We start from the raw sequence: 24,601 nt of genomic DNA on the forward strand, positions 1-24,601 counted from the left end.
CATATGACAGAAGCCGACATTCAATCGATCGCCCTCTTTTTCTACTTTGCTTTACTTGATGATAAAAAGGCGGTCGAGGCTTCGACACAGGCACTAGCCGTTTGTCTAGATAAGAAAAAACGAAATCCTGAAATCAAAAACTCTGTGGCTCTCGTCTCTTCGACGAAAGCTGTCTGGGACCGCTTCAAAGTCCGCGTTGCACGTGGACGTCCAAACACCTCTGTAGAATCTGGTTGGCTACTTCCTGAGGGAGTCGATCTAGGCCCTTGGCGTGAATTTCAGAAGACTGCTTCTGAAGACGAGCTTTTAACAGTTATCTGGTCTAAAATTTTAAAAATCAGTGATCAAGATATTTCTGAAGGCTTGGGTATCACGGCAGGGACGATTCGCTATCGTCTTGGCAGATCTTTACGCAAGCTCGGAACAATGACCCAAGGTGTGAGTAAACAGAAGCATGGCACAGCAGGAAAATAAACTTTCCCTCTCAAAAAAAAATAAAAGGGAGATCTCTCCTTTCATCGGTCATGAACTCTTGTACGACTATCTTTCAGGCATGCTTGATGAGGAAAGAAAAAGTGCAGTTGCCGATCACGTGAAATATTCGCGCGACGCTCAATTAGATCTTAATAAAATTCAAAACGGTGAGGCTTACGCAAACCAGTTATCTGGAACCGTGGTTTCTCAACCAATCATCGAACAAATCAACTCCACGTCGACTTATTTAACGACTTTGATGCAGAAATCGAATTTCGATAAATGGCCCCAAGGTTTAAAATGGGGATTGGAAGCATTAGTTGTTGTTGCAGTTATCGTTGTTCTTCTGACAGTGGCTCCGTGGCAGAAACTTTTGAACATGGGAATTTCGACAGGTTCAAAAGAAGTAGTTTTAGCTGAAGTTTCAAAACAAGAGACAGCGCCTACACCGCCAATTGAAGAAAAGCCTCAGTTCGTGGATGAGGATCTTAAAACCGCAAAACCTCTTGCAGCGCCAACTCCTTCGGCGTCGGTTGCGGCAAGTGTGACACCGACTCCGTCCCCAGCGAAAACTGTTGCGGCGGCGGCTGTGGTAAAGGCAAGTCCCTCACCGAAATCAGCGACCAAGGCTGAGTCTGTTGCAAAAAGTGACGAAAACAAATCTGATAGTGCATCAGCAACATCCGGCGGATTCTTGTATCGCGGTGATATCATAGTTACAAACCTGGCTGTTGTTGGTCCTAAGATCACAGAGAAGATTAAAGAGCTCGGTGGTCGCAAAGCCGGTGCTGTGGAACTTGGTTGGCAAAAAACTGCGAACTCAATGTATTACCACTTCACTATTCCAGAAGCAAAGTACCCAGAGCTTTCCGCATATCTTGCAACTTACGGCAAAGCTCATATCGGTAAAGAAAAACATCCGCGTGTAATGCCTGACGGAATCATTCGTCTTATCTTGACGGTGGATGAAGCGAAACAGTGAAAACATTAAGGCGCAAACCGAAAAGATCACTTCGCACGATCTTGATTGTCTGGTTCGTGCTCTTTTCCGTTGTGCCGTTGGCATTTGTCACTGTTTATTCAATGATCAAGTACGAAAAAGCCATCGATCATGAGCTATCTCAGCGTCTCAGCGGCAACGCCCAAGAAATCGGACTCATCCTTAACGACTACAAAAACAGTCTGCAACAAAAGCGTGATCGTTACGTCCGCGATCCCAATCTGACGTATCATTTAACAATGGGTGACGGCGCGACCTTAAAAGGAATTTCAACGAATTGGTTGAAAACGGACGGCATTTCCAGTCTGACTTTCTTCGATCGTGAAGGTCGAATGCTGACTTCTGTATTTAAAGACGACAAAGACACTGTTCGCAGCTTCATGCCGGTGCAAGATGCAGTTTTCTTGTCGGCAAAATACATGTCGGATTTGAAGGATCAAAAAGAAATCAGCCTCGCAGAGTTCACTGAGACACAAAAGGTAAATCTGGTACTGATTTCAAAAGTTCTAGGTCCCGGTGGGCGCACCGTTGGTTATATCGAGCAGATCGTTGATTTGAATAAAAACTTCCTGGCAAAAATTAAAAGTCGTCTGAAGCTTGAGTTGATTCTTTTTAAAGACAACGGTCAGGTCGAAGTTGCAAGTCATCCTGATTTTTACCTCTATAAAAAAGACTTCTTTAAAAATTATTTCCGTCCCGGAGCCGAGCCATTTTTTGACTTAAATGTACGTGGAAACCCGTACGGATTCCTTATCTATCCACTAGATTGGGGAATTACGAAATTCTATGTGGCCCTGGGCGCCTCAAAAAGCGAGGCGACGGCAGTTTTGAAGAACGTGAACTATGCATTTATCACGGTTGTCGGTGCCGTTATCATTCTTTTGATCCTGACAATTCTTGTGACTTCAAGCTGGGTTTTAAAACCACTTTATGATCTGGTTGAAGCTTTGCAATCATTTGAGTCACAAGAACAAGCGGTGACGATTCCGGTGAAAAACGATACTGAAATCGGCCTGCTGACGGAAAGTTTCAATGAAATGAGCAAAAAGATTTGGACTGCCAGATCTGATCTGCGGAAGAAAATTACGGAACTTGAAGCGGCCAATAAAGAATTGAAAGACACACAGACCAAGCTTGTTCACTCTGCAAAAATGGTCAGCTTGGGTCAGCTTGTGGCAGGTGTTGCCCACGAGTTGAACAACCCGATCGGTTTCATCTACAGCAATATGACTCATCTCAAAGAATATTCAGAAAAGCTTATTCAAATTGCGGATATTGCTGAAAAGGAACCTCAAAGACTTCCAGCATTGAAGGAGGAATTTGAATTTGATTACATCGTGAAAGATTTGCCAAAACTTGTATCATCCTGTCAAGACGGTGCTCGTCGCACACGGGACATCGTTTTAGGATTGCGCAATTTCTCCCGCTTAGAAGAAGCGAAGTTGCAAGAAATCGACGTTCATCAAAGCTTAGACACAACATTGAACTTGCTTCAGGGTGAAATCAAAAATCGTATTGAGATTCATCGGCAGTATGAGCCGACCCCTCTGGTTCATTGCTATGCAAGTCAGATCAATCAAGTGTTCATGAATATCTTGTCGAATGCTGTTCAAGCCATTGATGGCAGTGGACACATTTGGATCTCCACGATGGCGTTGAAGGATTATAAGGGCTCAAAGGATAAAACAGGTTGGGTGCAGGTCTCTGTTCAAGACAGTGGTAAGGGAATGTCCTCTGAAACTTTGGATAAAATTTTCGATCCGTTCTTCACGACTAAAGGCGTGGGCCAGGGCACAGGTCTAGGTCTTAGCATCTCTTATGGCATCATTCAGAATCACGGCGGTGAAATTCAAGTGCGGTCTCAAATAGGCGTGGGCACTGAGTTTATTGTTATTATCCCGGTTTATCCTCCCGTGCAGGAAAGGCCTACTCAACTAACGTCCTAAAGCTTTAGTCTAGTCTTCCGAAGAGAAGACTATGAAAGCGTTTTTATCTCTGACAGCAATTCTACTGATTACTTGCATGTCTCATGGTGAGTCGAAGCCTCTTTATCTGGCAGGCGAGGTGCCTGTTCGGGGCGACATTGAAGTTAAAATTTCTCATTCGGGTCAAGTGGTCATTCATTCTAACACGCGAGATAAATTGAAAATTCAAACAACTCGTCGGGGGCCCGCCTCGGTAATTACGGCATCTGCCCCGTAATCTTTTGCTAGCTTAGCCATTCGTCTAGTGCTGGGCTAGTTTCCCTTAACATTTTCTTTACAGATTTCAGAAAATTGCTCGGTTGATTTAATCTGAATCCATATGCAATTTCTGAAAAGCGCACTTATTCCAGTTCTCGCATTATTACTCCTTCCTACAGTTTCGATGGCATTTAAAATGTCGCCAATGGTGATCACTTTCATGCCTTCAGGAAGCAAGGCAACTCAAGTTCTTACACTCGAGAATTCAGGCGGCGACAAGGTGCCTGTGCAAATCGAGGCGTTTGTTCGCGGTGTTGATGCAAAAGGCGAGGAGACTCGCGCAAAAACCTCTGATTTCAATATTTATCCCGAACAACTCGTTTTGCTACCCAATGAAAAAAGAAATGTTCGCGTCACTTGGGCGGGGGAGATGAAAGATGGCAACGAAAAATCTTATCGCATCATTGCCTCACAAATTCCCGTCGAATTTAAAGAGACAAACGCAAAGTCAAAAAAGCCGGGAGTAAATCTGAACTTTCTTTTGCAGTACGTGGCCTCCGCCTATGTTACTCCGGATAAAGCGTCAGCAAATGTGAAAGTGAAAGAAGCGAGGGCATTGCCGGGGAAAAAAGTTCAAGTTGTCCTGGTCAATGACGGATCTGCTCATAAAGTTCTACATCCCAAGAAAATTAAATTTATCTCTGGCAAATCAACGGTACTAGAGATTGAAAAGCCAAAAGAAATTGAAGGCGCAAACCTTTTAGCTAAAACCGAGATGAAATTTGTCTTATCTGTTTCTAAAGATCTTCCCAAAGATATCAAGGCCGAAATCGAATTATCGGAGATCGGTGATTGAGATTCCTATTTTGGCTCTTAGTCTCACTTCTGCCGTCATGGCACGTGTATGCTGCGGGCATTCGTCCGCCCTTGGCTAAGCCGTATGTTGTCGTACCTATCGTACTGGATGGAAAGGCTCAAGAAGATGCGTGGGTATTTCCTCGTGACACTGCTCGCGCTTTTGCTGTCGAGGCGGCTCCTGTATTGCGCGTGTTGCAGCTTCAGATGAAGGAAGATCTGCTGGCCAATCTAAAAAAGAAAGTTACCACCGAAGGCACATTGAGTCTTCGTGACTTAGAAGCTTCGGGAGTCAGTGTTGAGTTCGATGAAGCATCCTTGGAACTTAAGCTGATTTTGCCGTTAAAATATCGTCGCAGCAGTGACGTCGATTTAAGTTACGAAAACGATGGATCTCAAAAATACCTAAGACCAAACCAACAAAGCGGCTATATCAATCTTCGTGCGAATCAATCCTATCAATATGGGACCGACGGGCAAACGGATAAAACGCTACCTCTTTCAGGTCACGTGGATTTCGTAGAGAATATTCGCGGTTTTGTATTTGAAAGTATGGCCGATTATCTTGATGGCGACACAAGCCCTTGGAAGCGTGGTGATACAAGAATTCGTCATGATGATGAAGAGAACATGATTCGCTACACCTTTGGGGACCTGACCCTTAGCACACGTGGCTTTCAGGTTGCTCCAGCAATGGCGGGTCTGTCTTTGGTTCGTGAATTCAGTATTCAACCATACAGAACACTTCGCCCCTTGAGTAATACAGAGATATATATTCGTCGTCCTTCCATTGTAGAAGTGTATGTAAATGGTTTTATGTACAGCCAGATGCGCTTAAATCCCGGCGTCTTCAATATCCGTGATTTCCCTTTAGCGATTGGCCAGAATAATGTGAAAGTAAAAATTCGCGATGACTTTGGCCAAGAAGAAACTTACGACTTCTCGGTTCTTTTCGAAAACACCATCCTTACAAAAGGGGAGCAAGAGTTTTCATACAGCGCCGGTTCACCATGGACGGAATCTGGCGGTGATCGTGCTTATGAACAGCACGCAGTTCTCACAAGTTTCTTTCATCGCATCGGTTTGTCAGATGAGTTGACCATCGGCGTGAATTATCAAAATTTTCAGTCTCAAGCATTGACTGGTTTTGAGGCTTCGGGAATTACAAATGCGGGCTACTTGTCAGCGGATGTCGGTTATTCGGCCCAAGCACAGGATCAACGTGGCTATGCGGAAAGATTCCGCTATCGCACTTTAGACCGCATGGGCGGGGTGGATATGCCACTCACATTGACACTAGAAACTGAAAATCACGATCCGGATTTTATGCCAGTCTCTGCCAATGTGGCTGATCCGAATACTTACACTCGTCGTTACGATGCTCAGTTGAATTTTCGTCCTTGGACATATTGGACTTTGGGTATCGGGGGCGGCTACTTAAATCAGGTGAATCAGCCAGATCAGCGCTTGTATCGCGCAAACGTGATTTTTCCAGTCACAGCTTATTGTCGCTTTGAAGTGAACTATAGCAAAACGGTGGATGCGACAAACGAAGACCGTCTGTATGTTTCATTCTTTTGGAATGAACCCCAGGGGCATTACAGTGCCAGTTCCTTCTATGACTCTCAACAGAAGAGCACGAACTTAACGGTTACAAAAAATAATCTTAATAAATATGACGATTTCCGCGCGACGGCCTCTGTTCAGAATAATGAAAACAATACCCAAGAAAGCTTGAACGCGGAATACTACACGCAACCTGCCAGCTTCCGCTTAGATCATTATTCGACTCAACAAAGTGGCGCGAATTCTAACATCACTACTTTTGGTGTTAATACAGGTTTTGCATGGGTAGGCAGTCATGGTGCCTTTACTCAGCCTATTGCCGATAGCTTCGTGTTAGTTGCAGCAAATAATTTTCCAGATGGACAACAGTTGATAGTGAATCCAAATGGAGAAAAGGGTGAAGCACAATTAGGGCCTCGCAGTTCGACAGTGTTGAAGGACGAAACTGCATATTACAAATATTTAGTGAATTTGGATTCGACTTCGCTGCCTCCGGGATATTTGTTGGATAAAGAATACTACGGTGTTCAGCCAACGTATCGCAGTGGTGTTCTGATTGACTTGAACTTCCAACATAAGATCATGGTTAAGGGTCGTTTGATTAAAGAAAACGGCGAGGTCTTATCTTATGCCGCTGGAGATATCTTGGATGCTCAAGGTCGCTTGGTTGATAACAGCTTTTTCACAAACAAAGAGGGCGGTTTCTTGATCGAAGGACTCGAGCCTGGAGACTATAAACTTGTGACAGATAGACCGGATCTTTCGTCTGTTACAATTCACGTGTCTGAGACGAAGGATAACGTGATCAACCTCGGCAACATTGTCGTCAAGATGGGAAGTAAGGAATGAAACTCGTCATCTTCTCTATAATTATTGCGATGACTTCTTTAGCGAAGGCTGCAAGTTGCACAAACATGCAGTTTCAAACCAGTCCGACAGTTATTAATTTTTCTTCAAATAGTCAGTTTCAGGGCACGTTCACAGTAAAGGCGAACACCCAACCCGGCGGTTGCAGCTTTTTTATCGTTTTCGATTATGGCTTAAATACAAGCTATGCGACTCGTGGCATGTACATGCTGCCATATAAATGGCCGTATTCGATTACCAAAGACCCCGCTGGAATTTATAACATCAAGAATATTTTGGATGTCTCTAGCGAGAACGATGTGATCACGGGCACCTTGACCTCTGGAAATTCGAACGCAACGACGAACGTTAACTTCTACTCGACACTAGACACTTCAAATCCGTGGCTGCGTTTTGGCAACTACATGGATTATACGACGGCACAGCTTTATGTGGGCACAATTGCAAACCGTCAGTTTGTCGGATCGATCTTGATGGGAGTCAACTACAATGCTCCCAAGCGTGTGGATCTTTCGCTAGTGCCGACTGGTAGCGCCTTCAGTCTGACAGATACAGATGAGGTTATGAACTTTGGCAATCTAACGCCAGGGAGTTCTCGGTCGGTGGATTTAATTTTGAAGTACAATGCCGGTTATACGTTATTTGCCTCTTCGGTCAATGCGGGGAAGTTAAAACATGTGACCGAGAATTCATACATTCCATACACGATCACTTTCAATGGATCGCAAGTGACTTTAAGCTCGAACCCTACACAGCTGTATAGGGAATTCGGTGTTTCACCCGCGACGGGAAAGGTGATTCCAATCGGTGTGACGATAGGTTCCTTCGGAACTGTAAAGTCGGGAAACTATACAGATCAAGTTCTTCTAACAGTTCAATCAACAGAATAGAAAAAGCCACCTCATAGAGGTGGCTTTTTAGTTTGATCTTGTTAACTAAGATTAGTTAGCAACGATAGATACTGTAATTGTGTCAGAGTATGTACCTGCTGCTGCTGATGGCAACGCAGTTACGTCTACTTTTACATCGGAAGAAGCAGAAGTAAGACCCGTTAAAGAGTTCACTGTTTTCACAGTAGAAGCTCCAGTGCTCAAAGAAACAGAGGATTGACCGTTGTAACCAACCTTATAAGCAGTTTTGATGTTGCTATTCGCGCCATTCACCAATTGACCACCGTTTTGAGAAGCCATTGTGATTTTATAACCATTCAAGTTATTTGAACTTTCGGAGACTGAGGCCACCAATTTCGCTGTCTCTCCACCTGTGATGTTCAAGGCTGTCGCATTTGCGTTTGGAGTAACAACGATGTCATTTACAAGGGCGACAGTTCCAGAAATAGTCAATGTACCTGTGGAAGCAGCCATCGCTGATGTTACCGCCAAAGTCGAGAAAAGTGCCGCTGCGATTTTCAATGATTTCATATAGGAGGATCCTTTCTATTTAATATTTGTCTTATAACCAGACAAGCCTCCGTACTTCATATTGTGTGCCATCTTCTTAACAGGTTTTTAATCAATCCAATGTATTTAGAACAAGATGAAGTCTAAAGAAGTGTCAAATAGCTATACACTCGACTTTAAAAGGCTGACGCTAGACTCTGGAATGACGGTGAGCCTCAGACTTAAGACTTTGCTGTCTAAATCCGATAAGGCATCTATGACACCCGAGGACGATCAAAAGGAAGATAAGGATAATTCGAAATTGCTGGCGCTCTTGCTTCTAATTGGAGCTGGCGTATTGGCCTTTCTTTATCTTAGTTCGGATAATACCAAAAAGAAGATCGCTCAAATCTCTGCTGCTGTTCGTTCTGAAAAATTCGAGAAGTCAGTAAATAAGCATCTCATGGTGACAAACGAGACTATGGCGTTAGAACGTCAACGCATGGAAGTGGAAAACGCACGTTTGGCATCAGATTTTTCCAGCACGAAGCCGCAGCCAACTTATACTGCACCTTCAGGTGGTGTGGATCTTTCACAGGACAATCGAGCTTCTGATATCGCCAACGAGTTGGGCCGTGGTGAGCGCAAAGAAGATTCTTTTTTAAATCCAGCAGATGCTGTTCAGAAAGATTTATTCAATCAGCAACAAAGTGAAGAATACAGTCAAGCTTACAAAGAAGAGTATGCTCGTCAATTTGTCGAGAACGCTCGTCGTGGTGGCTACAAGGTAATTCTTGATAGCGATTACAAAGTCATCTCTGTTCAGCCTATTCGCAATCCCTCAGCGAACCTCGATACTGGCGAACCCAACGGCCTTCAATAATATTTCTGCACGTGAAACGATTTCTTCCAATTTTTGAAGTAGCCATGATCGGCCATGCTAAAATATTTCTCTGAGCCAAAGACAATATGATCTTGAAGCGGAATTTGAAACAGCAGCGCTGCGGAATGAATTTTTCGCGTCAATGTAAGATCTTGTGTTGAAGGCATAACTTGTTGACTAGGATGATTGTGAGCCATGACGAAACAGCTTGCGTTAGACATGATGAGATAGCGAAAAATGTCGCGAGGGTGAATTAGACATTGATCGGCAGTGCCGCGGAAGATCATCTCTAGACCTAAGACCTGCATATGAGAATTGAGAGCTATAATCCAGACTTCTTCAGCAAATGGATTGAAGTGTGGCTTTAGTGCATCGAATGCGTTGAGGCTTGAAGTAATTTCTGCGGTCATAATCAGAGCAAACTTGCAAAGAGTGCAGCTCGGCTAACCATGCTGTGGGATGTTTTAAGTTCGGGTTTAGGACACCCGTCGTGAAACGCAGACCCATTACTTGCGCGTTGAAAAAGCTAGGCATAGACTTCTTAGTGTCGAATACCAGAAGGAATATGAAAGGTAATTTATGAAAACTAAGCTAATGCTCAGTGCTGTTGTTGTATCTATGATGGCTTTGTCTGCTTGTGGTCCTCAAGCATTCGTTAAAGGCCAATACGATGACGTTGATAGAGAAAACAACTTAAACGATCAATGGTCCGAAACTGATATGCAAAAAGCAGTTCACGATCTAGTAGCAAGTGCTTTGAATTCCCCATCACTTTCTCAGGCTAAGAAAATGCCGGTTGTGATGGTGACGAATCTTCAAAATAAAACAAGTGAGCACATCGATACTCAATCTATCATGGACATGGTTCGTGTCGAGTTGATGAAATCAGGTCGCGTAGGTTTTATCGATAAAGAAGCTCGTGAGGATATCTCTAGTGAATACGACTACCAAAACTCGGGCAAAGTTTCTAAGGAAACTGCGAAGGGTCCAGGCGGTCAAATCGGTGCAGACTATATTATCAACGGTCGTCTTGATTCTATCGTTCAAGAAGTTGGAAAAGATAAGTCGGTATATTACAAGCTGACTTTAAATTTGACGAACTTGAAAACAAGCATGATTAGCTGGTCTGACCAAAAACAAATTCGTAAGACTTATAAGAAGAAAACTATCGGTCTTTAATGAATACTGATTTTTCCAAAAGACTCACGCTTGTCGTGGGTCTTTTTTTTAGTTTAGCTCTATCTGCATGCGCGACTTATCAAGGTAAGGTGCAGGATGCTCGCAGCGCTTTGGTTCGTGGCGACGATGAAAAGGCATTGAAGATCCTTCAGCCTTTGGCAGCGAAAGAGGATGGCGACCAACTTGTCTATTTGTTGGATTACGCCACGGCTTTGCAAATTTCTGGTGACTACAAAGACAGTAACAGCGCATTTTTAAAAGCGGATCGTTTGTCTGAGCTTGTGGATTATCAGTCAGTGTCTCGTCAGACTGGCTCTCTGCTGTTGAATCAAGAGATGGTTCAATACAAAGGGGACACATTTGAAAAAATCTTCATTAACGCGTATCTAGCAATGAACTATCTTGAGATGGGAAATCTAGATGATGCCTTGGTGGAGGCTCGTCGTATCAACGAAAAATATCTGAAGAATCGTCAGGACGAAAAAAAATCTTTCGAGATGAACTCCTTCAGTAAATATCTGTCGGCTGTGATTTGGGAGGCGAGTCATAGTTATGATGATGCTTATATTGCATACAACGAAGCTTATAAAATCGATCCATCGATCTCTTTGATCGGTGAAGATTTAATTCGTTCAGCAAAGTTGGCTCGTCGCCAAGATACTTATAAAGATTGGAAGTCGAAATTTCCGGGCATCAAGGAAGATCCCTCTTGGTATGACAAATCCAAAGGGGAATTGATCGTGATCTATCAACAAGGTTGGGGACCACGTAAAGAGCCTGCACCGGGTTCATATCGTTTGCCGACTTTGGTTCCAACAAGCAGCCAAACAAAAATAGCACAAATCAAAATCGAGAATGGACCGACAGCCTCTAGCCGTCTGATTTATGACGTGCAGACCGCCGCAATTCAAACTTTGAAAGATGACATGCTTGCGTTAGCCGCGAAGCGTGCAGCAGGTATTGCTGCCAAGGCGGTGGCTGCAGATCAAGTACGTCAGAAAAATCCATTGCTCGGAGATCTTACCTACATTGCATTGAATCTAACAGACCGCGCAGATTTGCGTCAGTGGTCGACTCTTCCTCAAACTATTCAGATGATTCGCGTGCCGCTTGCGCCGGGTCATTACAAATTCAGCCTTCAAGGTTTAAGTTCGGGCGGCTCGCCGACGGGTGAACATCTTGAAGGACAAGAAGTTGATATCAAAGCGGGACAAAAGAAATTTGTCGTGTGGAGATCCTTAAAATAAAAAAGGCCCTGCGTGTGCAGAGCCTTTTGATGCTTAAAGCTAATTCGTAGAATTAGTTGTTCAAGCCAAGAGAAGAACCAGGAAGATTTGGTGTTTCTTCGTCTTGTTGCAAACCTGGAAGAACAGTCGCTTTTTCAGCAGCTACTTTAGCAGTAGTGTCTGTGTTGTAGCGAGTTGCAGCAGTAGCAACGCGGTTTTCCAAGTTTTGCTTCACGCTGTCAGTAGATACATTTTCAACAACTGTGTTTACTTGTTGTTTAGTCATGTAGTCCTGAGGGAACGCACCCAATTTAGCCAAGTAACCAGAGATGCTTCCGTTACCGTTTTGGATGATTTCGCGAAGTGTGAAAAGAGGAGCGTATTGAGATGCTTTCTTCTCAGCTTCGAAAATGATCTGAGTCAAAGTCGCAGCAGTGATATCGTTTTTAGATTTATTATCGATAACCATTACTTCTTCGTTTGTGCGGATCATCTTAGCGATATCATCAAGAGTCACGTAGCAGCTTTGCTGAGTGTCGTACAATTTGCGGTTTTGATAGCGCTTGATGATTTTTACTTTAGAGTTTGGCTTAGATGTCATTGTTTCGTTTTGGTTGATCAAAAGTGCCTCCCAATTTGAAATTTTCCCAAAAGTTCCAACAGATTATGTGCTAAAGTATTCAGCACGCCCCCTGTCGATGGGCGCAACCTATCCCCGGCGCCACCCCTTGTCAAGCGGTCCTCAAATCAAAAGAAAAGACTCTAGGCGTCAGATTTTCCAGGTTTGAGAAGCTTTCCATGTCCAAACCCCCGTTTGTTTTCAAAACTTTGTTGGACCTTTGTCTAAAGTTCCTTAAGCAGCCTGCCGAAAGGTAATAAAGGCCTTTTATTCGACGGGATTAGAATTGATGATTATCGAGAAAAAACAAGAGTTTAAGTCTTCTGGAGTCCTAACCCTCTTAGGACTTGTTGGCTTTTCCGTTATGATCATCGCGGCTCCTTGGAATCGCCAATATCAAGATTCAGATGTGGATGCGGCATTGCAGAAAGCCGAGGTGGTAGGCTACCAGGTGGTGCAGATTTATCGCGAAGCATCAAAATCAGCGGCCGTGTCTGCTGACAGAAATGGGGGGCGTGGGCGTACTCCTGCGTCTATCAACCCCGAGGGTAATCTCGAAAATTTAAGAACCACGGGCACCATGGGAACCGACCCGTGGGGTCAACCTTATCACTACCGCATTCTTTCCGCAGAGAAGTCCAAGCCTATGCGCATTCTTGTTTGGTCTGATGGGCCAAACAAGAAACCTGAAACTCCGGATTTAGATAACGAGGCAAAGAAGATTTCCAGACAGCCGGTCTTCAATGGGGACGATGTCGGCGTTGTGCTTAGCATGACTCAAAACTAGAAATCGTCAGATTCACTGGACGTGGGGCCTGATTGTGTCTCAGCGTCGTCAAGAAAATCTCAAAATACACCGATCAGCCTAGTGACCAAGGAGATCCAATGCTTCCACTCACTAGGACCGCGATTTTGGCACCCATTCTTCTCTCTATGACAGCCTGCGCGACATTCACGACGAATGATAACGGTAAAGCGACTTATTACGAATCTTCCTTCGATGATAAGAATCGTGCCCCGGCTTCCTTTGCTCCTTCGGTCGTTACTCAGCAAGATGGCAATGCAACCTTGGATCCGCTCTATATGCGCACTCAAGCGGATTATTATTTCTCGATGGGTGAAGCATACAGTCTTGAGGGCAACTCAAGCAAAGCGATTGAGTCATTCAAGTTGGTTTTGGTTTACGATCAGAACTCTCCGACAGTGAATATGCGTTTGGCAGCAGAGTACCTGAAGCAGGGAATGATCTCTGAGTCTTTGATCCAAGCTGAAGAAGCGGTTAAGAAAGACGATAAAAACGTAGATGGTCACTTGTTGCTTGGTGGCTTGTACTCTTCGATGAAGGCGTACAGCAAGGCGATGGATCAGTACAACACTGTATTGAAGTATGATCCGAATAATACAGAAGCTCCACTTTACATTGGCGCTTTGTATTCAGAACAAAAACAACCTGAAAAAGCTGTGAAATATTTCGAGTCTTTGACGAAGAATGCAGACTACGCTTCTCCGTACCTGGCTTACTACTACATCGGCCGCGTTCGTATGGAGCAACCAGAGGCGAAATACCAAAAAGCTGCTGAAGAATCTTTGAAAAAGGCGTTGAAGTTGAAACCTGACTTCGCAGACGCAACTCTATCTTTGGGTTCTTTGTACAGTAAACAAAAGCATGAAGACAAAGCGATCACTTTGTATCGCAACTTCCAAAAAGAGAATACTCCAAGCCCTAAGATTGCTGAGGTTCTTTCTCAAACATTCATTGAGCAAGGCAAATACGACTTGGCTTACGAGCAACTTGAAATTCTAGAGCAAAGCTCGGACGAGCCATTGAATGTAAAAATGAAAATGGCTTTGATCATGATTGAAATGAAAAAGTATGACGTCGCGGTCGAGAAGCTAGAGCAAATCCTAAAAGATGCTCCAGAATCTGACAAAGTACGTTTCTACTTGGCGGCGGTTTATGAAGAGACTCACCAAAGCGAAAAGGCTGTGCGTGAATTCAAAAAGATTCCGGCGACAAGCACATTCTTCGGCGAAGCGACTGTTCACGCAGCTTATCTATTAAAAGGTATGAATCATTTGGATGAAGCGATCGAAGTTGCTGCGAAGGGTTTGACCGAGAAGCAGGACTCTCCACAAGTTTATGCAATGTATGCTTCGTTGTTAGATGAAAAATCTGATTATAAAGGGGCTGCGAAAGTGTTAGAGCAAGGTCTTGAAAAATTCCCAGACAATGCTCAATTGAGATTCTATTACGGCACAATTAACGATCGCCTTGGTAAGCGTGACGTTGTTGTGACTGAAATGAAAAAAGTTTTGGAACTTGATCCAAACCATGTTCAAGGTTTGAACTATCTAGCTTTCACATGGGCTGAAATGAATATCAATCTTCCGGATGCAGAGAAGTTGGCTCGTCATGCTCTCGAGCTTGAGCCGAAAGATGGTTATATCCTGGATACTCTAGGTTGGATCCTTTACAAGCAAAGCAAGTTCGCCGAGTCTGTAAAATTCCTTGAAGCAGCGATCAAATACCAAGGTACGGTGAGCATCATTGCAGAACACTTGGGTGACGCTTACTACAAGCAATCCATGGTTGATAAAGCTAAGAAAATGTATCGCAAAGCTGCAGATCTAGAAACTGACAAGCATAAAGTCGAAGAGATTCGTAACAAGATCACAGCAATTGAAAAGCAAGAGCTGAGCACACCACGTCTGCCAGCTTCTGTGAACAATACAGCGCTTGAGGGTCAGTCACGATAGGAGCACTGCATGTCCTGGAGTATTTTAGTTTCTATCATTTTTGTAGGCTCTATGGCATCGGCGAAAAGTGTCGATGCCAATGCCGTTTTTAAGAAAGTTCAGAGCAACTGGGTCACTTCTGACGATCAGAAAGTTTCAGATAAGAATGCGACTGTCACTTCCCGCATTGCTCAACGTTTAGTTGTGATGCGTGGAAATGCCATCCCTGTGGCAACAATGACCTCCGGAGAGATCGTTTCCAAAGACGGTCAGGGGGTGCCGAAAGATCTAGCCGGTCATTTGGCGAAACTTGCTAACATCACGAATTGGAAGAAAGCAAATCATGGCTCTTACACGGCTTATGAAGCTTATTTACCTAAATCGGGTGAATATCTAAAACTTTTCGTTTCCAATACAGACAAAAAAGGCGTTTTCAAATATTCGGTGGCGACAATCCGTGGCGCTTATATGATTCCAATGTATTACGAGGCAGAACTTTTGCAACGTAAGCAAATGGAAGGCAGCAAGGCCGTTGCTGAATTAGAGAAGTCTGGTGGAATGTGGGCTTCCTTATTCCAATATTTTGTAAGTCCAGCATACGCAGATTTCTTCTCATCACTTTCCAGTTGGTTGAGCTCTGCAGGAAGTTCTTCGGGCGCTTCCAGCTTAACTGATACATTAAATAATTCGAGCTCAAGCCTCAGTAGTGCTGCAACGACAGCCTCGAACGCGTTGAATAATGCTTCAGGGGCAGTGAACAACATTGCAAATACCGGCAATAACTTGGCAAATACGGGCAACAATATCGCCGGAGCTGGTAATAACATAGCAAACTCTATTACCGGTGCTTCAAATAATGCATCGACAATTGCGAATCAACTTACGGGCGAAGTGAAATCTATCCAAGGCACAATTTCAAGTGCTTCTGCGGATATGAAGCAAGTAGGTGGTGATATCAATAACACCCTTAAAGGCTTCCAAAACCCTGTGACAATGGGAAAAGTCGCATTGGCGACAGGCTTTGGCTATACACTAGGTTCAATGCTTGCGCAGTTTGCTGTGACTGGTGCTGTGGATCTTGCAAAGAACATCTTCTATGAAGTAACCGGCCAAATGAATCCAGCGATGAAAGATCAAGTCCTTAGCAAAGGCAAAAAAGCTTGGGACCAGTTGGCGAAATTGTCCGAGCAAGTTGCCGAAGTCGACATGAATGTACAGGTTCGTTTGGCAGCTTTGGCAGAAGTGACTGGCAAAGACCCGTCGACTGTGCTGACAGACCTTGATTATAAAAGCGGTATGATGAAACGTGATCTTCAAAGGATCACAGAGGCTTTGAAGAATACAGATGATCCTGCGACAAATAAAGCCTGTATGGTCGCACAAAAGCAAATGGAAGATCAGCTTCAGGTTTGGAAAGCCGTTCGTAAGATTGTGCAACAACCACAACAAAGATCGAAGGCAGATATTTGCTCGGGCTTTGATGATCTTTATCAACAATGGACAAATGCAGAACTCCAAATGCGCAATGCACGTAACGTGTTGATGCGCAATATGTATGCGATCATCGCAGATAATTCAGATACAGCCGCCGCTTCTAAGGAAGAGGAAATCGGTTTTCAGGCGAGCCGTAAGAAACGAAACCGTTGTGCTGAAAATGATTTGTTGGATCAGGCGACTTCACAAGCACGCAGTAACGATTGCGATTGCAGTTTGAACTCATCGACCCCTTGGACGCCTGTGTGTGCTTCCGTATGCCGTCAGGTTGTGAATTACCAAGCGGCAGTGAAAAGCTGTCAGGCTTCATTGCAGGCGGATGCAGCGATTGACGTGAATACAGAAAATGCCGAGCTGAGCGACGCTATTGCGAACTCTGCAAAAATGCTTGAAGAAAGCAAAGTGAAGTTGGTGAAAGCGACTTGCGTGGCAGGATCTACAAAAGGTCTTTGCGATGGCAAAGAAGGAAGTTTCACAAAAATCCGCAACACAATGCAGTCTCAATTCAATGAAGTGGCGCAAAAATGCGGTACAGATTCTGTTATCAATACGTCGTCACCTGGCGACATAGCTGCGGGTCAAAAGAAGGCAGCAGAAGTTTTACAGAGTCCGGGGCCAATTGCTGACGCCCCTGCCACTGACTTGCCACAGGAAAGTGAACGTGGTGGATTTTTCTCTCGTCTCTTTGCCGGTATAAAGGCAAGTCCGGCACCTACGAATCGTTTGCAAAACGATTTTTATGGTCACTAAAATAAAAATTGAAGTGATGAAAAAGCTGCGATGGAAACGTTGCAGTTTTTTTATTCCTTCTTCTTGTCGAAAGCGTTTTTATCTTTCATGACCTTAAAGACGAAGTAGTCGCAATAAAATAAAAAAGGCAATGCAATAACAAACCCTACGCCTTTTAAAAGACTGCCGATAACCAGTGCAATACCGATATAAAAACTTGCGGCCAAATAAGTTTTGAAATTTTTAATTGATGCTAAAGCCGCTACGTCCAACGTTCTTGCAATTCCCTGATGGCGTTCTTGTTGCAAAATCAATCCGTGAGAAAGAATCAGGAAGAAATAAACGCCAAGAATGAAAAGCCCCAAAGCCATGGGCCAACTTTCAAAACGGCTTTGTGGACTTTCGAGAACTCCGAAAGCAGAGCCAAGTAAAATTCCAGTCGGCATTAAGATCACAGCTGTGATGATAAAAGAGATCCAATCATTTTGCAGATGGGAAAGATCCTTTTTCCAAACCCCTGAGGATAAGCGCAAGTTCGCGAGTTCCTGAAAAATCAAAAGACCTAACGAAATCAGGAAAGCTCCGATAAATGGAACGACCTGTGCAAAGAAAGTGAAGATTGTCGCGGCAACGCCGAGATAAAGACTTTCTTTCCAATTCTGTTTAAACGCGAACAATGCTTGTTTAACTGGATTCATTTCATCTATGCTATTGGAATGAAAAACAGTATCAATCTCTTTTTTGCGATGGTCCTTGGTGTTTTCTCTTTTGGCTGTGCAACCAAACCCGTTCATGAGGGGGCGTATCGACAAGCGCAGTGGGAAACCAAGGCGATGATTCGTAATTTGAAAGAGCAAAAAACTCAGACTGTCGACATTGATATTATGGCGATTAAGAACGATCGCGCTCGCTTTGAAATCACGGCTATTTTGGGTTTTCAGGTAGCAAGTTTGGTTATGTCTCCCCAAGAAATTTCTTATGCGATCTATCCTGAGAAAAAATTCTTCTACGGCAGAAGCTCAGAGAGTGCCGTCGCGAGAATGATAGGGCTGCCTTTGCATCCTATGAATCTTTCGTATATCGCATTTGACCAGCCTGTGCGTGGTCCGGGGTGGAAATGCTACGCAGATCCGTCTGGTTTGATTTCAAAATGTGAGAATCAACAGAGAGCAATTCATGTCGAATGGAAAGATCGTAGTGAAGGTAAAAAGAAAGTTGTAATTACGGCCCCGCAATTCGAAATGCAGTGGCTATTTAATGCTCCCCAGACTGAGGTCCAGTTTAAACCTGAGACATTCACCTTAAAACAACCCAGTGGGTTCAAAGCAATACAAATAAATTAATTAACTCGTTAACCGTCTAGGATTGAGGCATACTCTAAGAGAGTAGGTGTGTCACCCATCACCACCGGGGGAGATAATATGGCCTCTAAGTTCGACCTTCAATCGCTAGTAGCAAACTGGCAAAACTCAAGCGCAACAGCAAAAGCACATTGGAGCGGCACCTTTGATGAGTATCTTGATATCGTCAAGAAAAATCCGAAGGTCACGCGCAACGCCTATCAACGTATGTTTGACATGATCGTTGAAGAGGGCACGGAAACCTACATCGACTTTAAAAAAGAAGTCGTGCGCTACAAGTTCTTCGACGATCAATTCAATAACGGCAAAGACGCTGTGTTTGGATTGGATGTTCAGTTGATGAAACTTGTGAATGTGTTGAAAGCCGCCGCTCTTGGTTACGGTACCGAGAAACGTGTGATTCTTCTTCACGGTCCGGTGGGATCTGCGAAATCAACAATCTGTCGCATGTTAAAGAAAGGTCTTGAGCGCTATTCGTACTCTGAGCAAGGCGCTCTTTATACTTTCGAGTGGATCGATGAAAAATTAGAACTAGATGGTATTCTTGGCAAAGGGGTGAAAGTATTCCCAACGCCAATGAATGAAGAACCTCTTCTTCTAATTCCAGATGATCTTCGCCAATCTGTTTATGATCAAATCAATAAAGGACAAGAAGGAACTTTCCGCGTGAATGTGGATGGTGAATTGAGTCCTCCATCGCGTTACATCTTCAAAGCGTTGATGGAAAAATACGATGGCAATTTGATGGAAGTCTTCAAGCACGTGCGTGTGAGACGCTTGTTCTTGTCGGAAGCAGATCGTATCGGCATCGGTACATTCCAACCAAAAGACGAAAAGAACCAAGACTCGACAGAACTGACTGGAGATATCAACTATCGTAAGATCGCTGAATACGGTTCTGATTCTGATCCACGCGCTTTCAATTTTGACGGTGAGTTCAATATCGCCAACCGCGGTATGATCGAATTCGTCGAGGTGTTGAAGTTGGACGTGGCGTTCTTGTACGATCTTTTGGGTGCATCCCAAGAGCATCGTGTGAAACCTAAAAAATTCGCGCAAACGCATATCGACGAAGTGATTATCGGCCATACGAATGAGCCAGAGTATCGTCGTCTTCAAGACAACGAATTCATGGAAGCCCTTCGCGACCGTACTGTGAAGATCGACATTCCTTACATCACTCGTTGGAGAGATGAAGTGAATATCTATAAGCGCGATTTCAACTCGCAAAAAGTGCGCGGCATTTCCATTGCTCCGCACACGGTTGAAATGGCTGCGATGTGGGCGATCCTGACTCGTTTGGAAAAACCGAAGAAAGCAAATCTCACTCGTTTGCAAAAACTTAAATTGTACAATGGTAAAACGCTTCCGAACTATACCGAAGATAACGTGCGCGAGCTTCGTAAAGAAACTCAACGCGAAGGTCTTGAAGGTATCTCGGCTCGTTATATTCAGGATAAATTATCCAACGCTCTGGTTGCAGCTCAACAGTCCAATAAAGGCTCTGTGAATCCGTTCATGGTCTTTAAAGAATTGGAGTCAGGGCTTAAGAGTCACTCGTTGATTTCCAACGAAGAGCTTAAAGTCGAGTACAAAGAGCTTCTTGGCGTTGTCATGCAAGAGTACGAAGAGATCATCAAAGCGGAAGTTCAACGTGCGATCAGTGCCGATGAAAGTGCGATGGCGCGCTTGTGCGGTAACTATATCGATAACGTGAAGGCTTACACGCAGAAAGAACGCGTGCGCAATCAGTTTACTGGTAACGACGAGGAACCAGATGAGCGTTTGATGAGATCCATCGAAGAAAAAATTGAAATCCCTGAATCTCGTAAAGACGATTTCCGTCGCGAGATCATGAATTACATCGGCGCATTGGCTTTGGAGGGCAAGAAGTTCAATTATAAAATGAACGAACGCTTGCACAAAGCGATTGAGTTGAAACTCTTTGAAGATCAAAAAGACAGCATCAAATTGACGACTTTGGTAAGCAATGTGGCTGACAAAGATACGCAAGAAAAAATTGATGTGGTTAAAACTCGTCTCATCAAAGACTTTGGCTATGATGAGATATCTGCGACGGACGTACTTCATTACGTTGCTAGTATCTTCGCTCGTGGGGATGTGAAGAGTAAATAATGTCTATTAGGGAAGACCATAATAGGTTTAAAGAGATCGTTAAAGGCAAGGTGAAGGAAGACCTTCGCAAGTACGTTTCCCAAGGTGAAATGATTGGGAAGCGCGAGGATGAGTTCGTCAAGATTCCACTTCCTCGAATCGATATTCCGAATTTCCGTTATGGTCCGAAACAATCAGGCGGGGTTGGCCAAGGTGAAGGTCAACCCGGTCAGGATGTGGGTGACCCAGGTGAAGGCGGTCAAGGTCAAGCGGGGGAGGCTCCTGGCGAGCACTTGCTTGAAGTTGAACTTTCATTGGATGAACTTGCTGATATTCTTGGCGAGAAGTTAGAACTTCCTCGTATCGAACCAAAGGGTTCTAAAAATATCGAAGCCGTTAAGACCAAATTCACAGGTCTCGCACCCGTGGGACCTGAAGGTCTTCGTCATTTTAAATCATCTTATAAGCGCGCATTGAAACGTCACGTGGCTTCGGGAAGTTATAATCCCGAAGATCCATTGGTGTTACCAATTCGTCGCGATATGCAATACAAGTCCTTTAAGAAAGTCACGAAGCCCCAAACACAGGCTGTTGTGATTTACATGATGGACGTTTCTGGAAGTATGGGTGACGAGCAAAAAGAAATCGTTCGTCTGGAATCTTTCTGGATCAATACATGGTTGAAAAAACATTATAAGGGTCTTGAAACTCGCTTCATCATTCACGACGCGGCGGCAAAAGAGGTCGATGAAGATACATTCTTCCGCACCAGTGAATCTGGCGGAACATTGATCAGCTCGGCCTATAAGTTATGCCAAGAGATCATTCAAGCTGATTACCCAGTAAATGAGTGGAACATCTATCCCTTCCATTTCTCTGACGGCGACAATTGGAGCGGTGAAGACACTCGTCTATGTGTGAAGATGCTTCAAGAGTTCTTCCTTCCGAGCTGCAATGTGTTTGGATACGGCCAAGTCGAAAGTAAATACGGCAGTGGTCAATTCCTAAAAGATTTGCAGAAGGAATTCGGCGAAGACGAGCGCATCACTCTCAGCCAAATCGAAAACCGCGATAAAATCCTAGACTCGATCAAAGATTTCCTCGGCAAAGGCAAATAGGTACGCCGTACCTTTTTGCGATGCCATTAGTCGAAACTTAGAAGGTGAACCATGGCAAATTTAACTCCCGAATTAGAAGCAGAAAGAAAAAGAATCTGTCAGATCGCGAAAGACGCGGGCCTTGACTGCTTCGAGACTATTTTTGAATTGATCACTTACGATCAAATCAATCAATTCGCGGCGTACGGCGGTTTTCCCGTTCGTTATCCACACTGGAAATTCGGTATGGAGTACGAGCACCTTTCAAAAAGTTACGAATACGGCCTTTCAAAAATTTACGAGATGGTGATCAACACAGACCCTTGTTATGCGTACCTGATGGAAGGTAACGCGATGATGGATCAAAAACTTGTAATGGCCCATGTGTACGGTCACTGCGACTTCTTCAAGAACAATATTTGGTTTTCAAAAACAAATCGCAAAATGATGGATCAAATGGCGAATCATGCGACACGCATCCGCCGCTATATGGATCGCTATGGTATTGATGTGGTGGAAAACTTCATCGATGTTTGCTTGAGTATTGAAAACCTCATCGATCGTTATTCGCCGTATGTGGAAAAATCTGTGACTAAAGATCCGGAACCACAACGCGAGAATAATTATCTGCTTCGTGTAGATCGCGATTATATGCGTGATTATATCAATCCGCCCTCTTTCGTCGCAGAACAAAAGAAACGCGCGGAAGAAGAGGCGTTTGTGAAAGCACAGCGCTTCCCGCAAGAACCAGAAAAAGATATTTTGAAGTTCTTGATCCATCATGCCCCTTTGGCGGATTGGCAAGTGGATGTTCTCACTATCATTCGTGACGAGGCCTATTATTTTTCGCCTCAAGGGATGACGAAGACCATGAATGAGGGTTGGGCATCGTATTGGCACTCGCGCTTGATGACGACGAAAATTCTGAATGATTCAGAGATTATTGATTTCGCCGATCACCACGCAGGAACAATGGCGATGGCTCCGAATGGTTATAACCCCTACAAGGTGGGAATTGAGCTGTTCCGCAATATCGAAGAGCGTTGGAACAAAGGCCAGTTTGGCCGCGAGTGGGAAGAATGTGACGATGTTCGTGAGCGAAAAAATTGGGATCGAAAAACCAATTTGGGCCGGGAAAAGATCTTTGAAGTTCGCAAGGTCTGCAATGACGTGACCTTCATCGATCAATTCCTGACGGAAGATTTCTGCGTAAAGAATAAATTGTTTGTTTACAAATTTAATAAAAAAACTCAAAAGTTCGAAGTAGATACGACTAACTTTAAAGCTATCAAGGCACAGTTGTTGTTCCATATGACGAACTTTGGACAGCCTATCATTCGCATTGAAGATGCAAACTTCGAGAATCGTGGAGAGCTTTTGTTGACTCACCTGCACGAAGGCATCGACATGCAACCGGACTTCATGAGCGAGACGTTAAAAAATGTTTACAAGCTCTGGAAGCGTCCTGTGAACATTGCGACAGTGATGGATGATAGCCCGCAGCTTTTCAGATTCGACGGAAAAGAATATACCCAACATAAATTGGGTGAAGGCCCTAGCGCCAATCCGTCAAATCAGGAGAACTCAGGTTCGTGAAGAATACTCGTTTAGTTTATAGTACCGATCCAAAAGACAACATCCAGTGCCCTGAGTGCAAAGAGCTGAAAGCGGAATGCCGCTGCCAGCCTGAAGAAGCCGTCGAGGGCACGAAGTTCACAATTGTTTTTCGTCTCGAAAAGAACGGCCGTGGCGGCAAAACTGTCACGGTATTAGACGGATTCCCGCGCAATGAAGCCTATGTGAAGGAGCTTTCGAAAGAGCTCAAAGCGAAATGTGGTGTCGGTGGGTCCTTCACACTCGGTGAAAAGCACGCTATGATTGAGATTCAAGGGGATAAGAGAGATCAGCTTAAAAAGGTTCTTGATGCGAAGGGCCTTAAATATAAAGGCATGTAAATCTGGACTTTTGGTAACTTGTATTTTTGTTAGATAAAAGACATTCTTTCAAATATGAACATGTTTATGTCTGATTTAGAGTCCCCAAGGAGAGTTAATTTGGCTGCGAAAAGAATAGTGATCGTTGATGACTATGAAGAGAGTTGCAAACTCTTGGCAGAGATTTTGAGCTCAACTTATGAATGCTCATACACTTCTGATAGCACCTCTGCAGTTCGTCTTATCAACGAAAAGAAACCAGACCTCATTTTACTGGATTATAAAATGCCGGGCGTTCTTGGTGTCGATGTATGCCGTGAAGTAAAAGAAAATGAATCGACAAGAAATACGCCGATCATTTTCGTTTCTGGGGCTGCGACTATCGATGAACGTATCAAGGCTTTCGAAACGGGCGCTGATGATTTTATTTCTAAGCCTTTCCACGTGAAAGAATTGATCCTTAGAATCAAAGCCCGCTTGTCGGAAAAAGAACCGGAAGTTGCGGCGGAATTGACGGCTGCAAACTTGAAAATGAATTTGCTATCTCGCCAAGTGTACGTGGATGGTGAGGAAGTAAACTTGACTCCGAAACAGTTCGACATCTTGAAGATGCTTGTCGCTGCGAAGAACCACCTAGTAACGCGCGAAAAGTGTTTGATGGAAATCTGGGGAGACACAGAAGTGACTTCTCGTAACGTCGATTCACAAATTAACTACTTGAAGCGCAAGATCCAAAAGTTCAACGGTCGTATCGTGGCTGTTCCTTCATTGGGCTACCGTCTTGAGGCTCAGGATTTGTAAGAGATAAATGTTTTTAGTTTGAAAAAAGAAAAGCGGAAGGGAAACCTTCCGCTTTTTTATTTTGTTCGCCCTGAGGGCCTGGTCGCGAGGTCTCGATAGAGAA

General features: G+C 44.1%; 23 protein-coding genes. 19 read left to right on the forward strand and 4 right to left on the reverse strand.

Annotated features, from left to right (window positions below):
• Nucleotides 1-3 precede the first annotated feature (3 nt).
• The 7 genes from VF412_RS15560 (at nucleotide 4) to VF412_RS15590 (ending at nucleotide 7,835) form a co-directional block, all read left to right on the forward strand.
• Nucleotides 4-474, forward strand: a complete 471-nt coding sequence (locus tag VF412_RS15560; protein WP_331340180.1) for a hypothetical protein — start codon at nucleotides 4-6, stop codon at nucleotides 472-474.
• Nucleotides 455-1,456, forward strand: coding sequence for a hypothetical protein (locus tag VF412_RS15565; RefSeq protein WP_331340181.1), 1,002 nt, complete (start codon nucleotides 455-457; stop codon nucleotides 1,454-1,456). The genes VF412_RS15560 and VF412_RS15565 overlap by 20 nt, the downstream gene beginning before the upstream one ends.
• Nucleotides 1,453-3,420: an ATP-binding protein gene (locus tag VF412_RS15570; RefSeq protein ID WP_331340182.1), complete on the forward strand. Its 1,968-nt coding sequence runs from the start codon at nucleotides 1,453-1,455 to the stop codon at nucleotides 3,418-3,420. Before VF412_RS15565 ends, VF412_RS15570 begins: the two co-directional genes overlap by 4 nt.
• A 31-nt stretch (nucleotides 3,421-3,451) precedes the next feature.
• On the forward strand, nucleotides 3,452-3,676 hold the full coding sequence (locus VF412_RS15575) for a hypothetical protein (RefSeq protein WP_331340183.1): 225 nt from the start codon (nucleotides 3,452-3,454) through the stop codon (nucleotides 3,674-3,676).
• Nucleotides 3,677-3,778: 102 nt separating this feature from the next.
• The gene (locus VF412_RS15580) at nucleotides 3,779-4,513 is read left to right on the forward strand and encodes a fimbria/pilus periplasmic chaperone (RefSeq protein ID WP_331340184.1); all 735 of its coding nucleotides are present in this window, start codon (nucleotides 3,779-3,781) and stop codon (nucleotides 4,511-4,513) included.
• Nucleotides 4,510-6,927: a fimbria/pilus outer membrane usher protein gene (locus VF412_RS15585; RefSeq protein ID WP_331340185.1), complete on the forward strand. Its 2,418-nt coding sequence runs from the start codon at nucleotides 4,510-4,512 to the stop codon at nucleotides 6,925-6,927. Before VF412_RS15580 ends, VF412_RS15585 begins: the two co-directional genes overlap by 4 nt.
• Entirely contained in the window at nucleotides 6,924-7,835 is a 912-nt protein-coding gene (locus tag VF412_RS15590; RefSeq protein WP_331340186.1) for a hypothetical protein, read from the forward strand. The genes VF412_RS15585 and VF412_RS15590 overlap by 4 nt, the downstream gene beginning before the upstream one ends.
• A gap of 51 nt (nucleotides 7,836-7,886) precedes the next feature.
• On the opposite strand, the gene VF412_RS15595 is transcribed toward VF412_RS15590, so the two are convergent.
• Nucleotides 7,887-8,366 (reverse strand): hypothetical protein, encoded by a 480-nt coding sequence (locus tag VF412_RS15595; RefSeq protein ID WP_331340187.1) that lies wholly within the window; start codon nucleotides 8,364-8,366, stop codon nucleotides 7,887-7,889.
• Between the two features lie 235 nt (nucleotides 8,367-8,601).
• Here VF412_RS15595 and VF412_RS15600 point away from each other — a divergent pair, with 235 nt between their 5' ends.
• Nucleotides 8,602-9,207: a hypothetical protein gene (locus VF412_RS15600; RefSeq protein ID WP_331340188.1), complete on the forward strand. Its 606-nt coding sequence runs from the start codon at nucleotides 8,602-8,604 to the stop codon at nucleotides 9,205-9,207.
• On the opposite strand, the gene VF412_RS15605 is transcribed toward VF412_RS15600, so the two are convergent.
• A complete protein-coding gene (locus VF412_RS15605; protein ID WP_331340189.1) occupies nucleotides 9,201-9,617 on the reverse strand; it encodes a JAB domain-containing protein in 417 nt (138 codons plus the stop codon). The two genes, VF412_RS15600 and VF412_RS15605, sit on opposite strands and share 7 nt — an antisense overlap.
• A 169-nt stretch (nucleotides 9,618-9,786) precedes the next feature.
• Here VF412_RS15605 and lpoB point away from each other — a divergent pair, with 169 nt between their 5' ends.
• Nucleotides 9,787-10,386 carry a penicillin-binding protein activator LpoB gene (gene lpoB / locus VF412_RS15610; protein ID WP_331340190.1) on the forward strand — a complete coding sequence of 200 codons (600 nt, stop codon included), beginning with the start codon at nucleotides 9,787-9,789 and terminating at the stop codon, nucleotides 10,384-10,386.
• Nucleotides 10,386-11,633 carry a hypothetical protein gene (locus tag VF412_RS15615; protein WP_331340191.1) on the forward strand — a complete coding sequence of 416 codons (1,248 nt, stop codon included), beginning with the start codon at nucleotides 10,386-10,388 and terminating at the stop codon, nucleotides 11,631-11,633. Before lpoB ends, VF412_RS15615 begins: the two co-directional genes overlap by 1 nt.
• A 52-nt stretch (nucleotides 11,634-11,685) precedes the next feature.
• On the opposite strand, the gene VF412_RS15620 is transcribed toward VF412_RS15615, so the two are convergent.
• Nucleotides 11,686-12,234 (reverse strand): polyhydroxyalkanoate synthesis regulator DNA-binding domain-containing protein, encoded by a 549-nt coding sequence (locus VF412_RS15620; RefSeq protein WP_331340192.1) that lies wholly within the window; start codon nucleotides 12,232-12,234, stop codon nucleotides 11,686-11,688.
• A 286-nt stretch (nucleotides 12,235-12,520) separates the two neighbouring features.
• Between VF412_RS15620 and VF412_RS15625 the strand changes: the two genes are divergently transcribed.
• The 3 genes from VF412_RS15625 (at nucleotide 12,521) to VF412_RS15635 (ending at nucleotide 17,211) form a co-directional block, all read left to right on the forward strand.
• Nucleotides 12,521-13,018 (forward strand): hypothetical protein, encoded by a 498-nt coding sequence (locus VF412_RS15625; protein ID WP_331340193.1) that lies wholly within the window; start codon nucleotides 12,521-12,523, stop codon nucleotides 13,016-13,018.
• 98 nt (nucleotides 13,019-13,116) lie between these two features.
• On the forward strand, nucleotides 13,117-14,988 hold the full coding sequence (locus tag VF412_RS15630; protein ID WP_331340194.1) for a tetratricopeptide repeat protein: 1,872 nt from the start codon (nucleotides 13,117-13,119) through the stop codon (nucleotides 14,986-14,988).
• 9 nt (nucleotides 14,989-14,997) lie between these two features.
• A complete protein-coding gene (locus VF412_RS15635) occupies nucleotides 14,998-17,211 on the forward strand; it encodes a hypothetical protein (RefSeq protein WP_331340195.1) in 2,214 nt (737 codons plus the stop codon).
• A gap of 50 nt (nucleotides 17,212-17,261) precedes the next feature.
• Here the strand turns inward: VF412_RS15635 and VF412_RS15640 are convergent, their stop codons facing one another.
• Nucleotides 17,262-17,888 carry a hypothetical protein gene (locus VF412_RS15640; RefSeq protein ID WP_331340196.1) on the reverse strand — a complete coding sequence of 209 codons (627 nt, stop codon included), beginning with the start codon at nucleotides 17,886-17,888 and terminating at the stop codon, nucleotides 17,262-17,264.
• A gap of 18 nt (nucleotides 17,889-17,906) precedes the next feature.
• Here VF412_RS15640 and VF412_RS15645 point away from each other — a divergent pair, with 18 nt between their 5' ends.
• The 6 genes from VF412_RS15645 to VF412_RS15670 all read left to right on the forward strand — a co-directional run bounded on the left by VF412_RS15645 (nucleotide 17,907) and on the right by VF412_RS15670 (nucleotide 24,498).
• Nucleotides 17,907-18,533 (forward strand): hypothetical protein, encoded by a 627-nt coding sequence (locus VF412_RS15645; RefSeq protein ID WP_331340197.1) that lies wholly within the window; start codon nucleotides 17,907-17,909, stop codon nucleotides 18,531-18,533.
• Between the two features lie 78 nt (nucleotides 18,534-18,611).
• On the forward strand, nucleotides 18,612-20,687 hold the full coding sequence (locus VF412_RS15650) for a serine protein kinase (RefSeq protein WP_331340198.1): 2,076 nt from the start codon (nucleotides 18,612-18,614) through the stop codon (nucleotides 20,685-20,687).
• On the forward strand, nucleotides 20,687-21,784 hold the full coding sequence (locus VF412_RS15655) for a DUF444 family protein (protein WP_331340199.1): 1,098 nt from the start codon (nucleotides 20,687-20,689) through the stop codon (nucleotides 21,782-21,784). Before VF412_RS15650 ends, VF412_RS15655 begins: the two co-directional genes overlap by 1 nt.
• A 51-nt stretch (nucleotides 21,785-21,835) precedes the next feature.
• Complete coding sequence (locus VF412_RS15660) at nucleotides 21,836-23,359, forward strand: SpoVR family protein (protein ID WP_331340200.1); 1,524 nt, start codon at nucleotides 21,836-21,838, stop codon at nucleotides 23,357-23,359.
• The gene (locus VF412_RS15665) at nucleotides 23,356-23,718 is read left to right on the forward strand and encodes a hypothetical protein (protein ID WP_331340201.1); all 363 of its coding nucleotides are present in this window, start codon (nucleotides 23,356-23,358) and stop codon (nucleotides 23,716-23,718) included. Before VF412_RS15660 ends, VF412_RS15665 begins: the two co-directional genes overlap by 4 nt.
• Nucleotides 23,719-23,817: 99 nt before the next feature.
• The gene (locus VF412_RS15670) at nucleotides 23,818-24,498 is read left to right on the forward strand and encodes a response regulator transcription factor (protein ID WP_331340202.1); all 681 of its coding nucleotides are present in this window, start codon (nucleotides 23,818-23,820) and stop codon (nucleotides 24,496-24,498) included.
• Nucleotides 24,499-24,601: the final 103 nt, after the last annotated feature.

The organism is Bdellovibrio sp., assembly GCF_036384735.1.
In the GTDB taxonomy this organism is placed as follows: domain Bacteria; phylum Bdellovibrionota; class Bdellovibrionia; order Bdellovibrionales; family Bdellovibrionaceae; genus Bdellovibrio.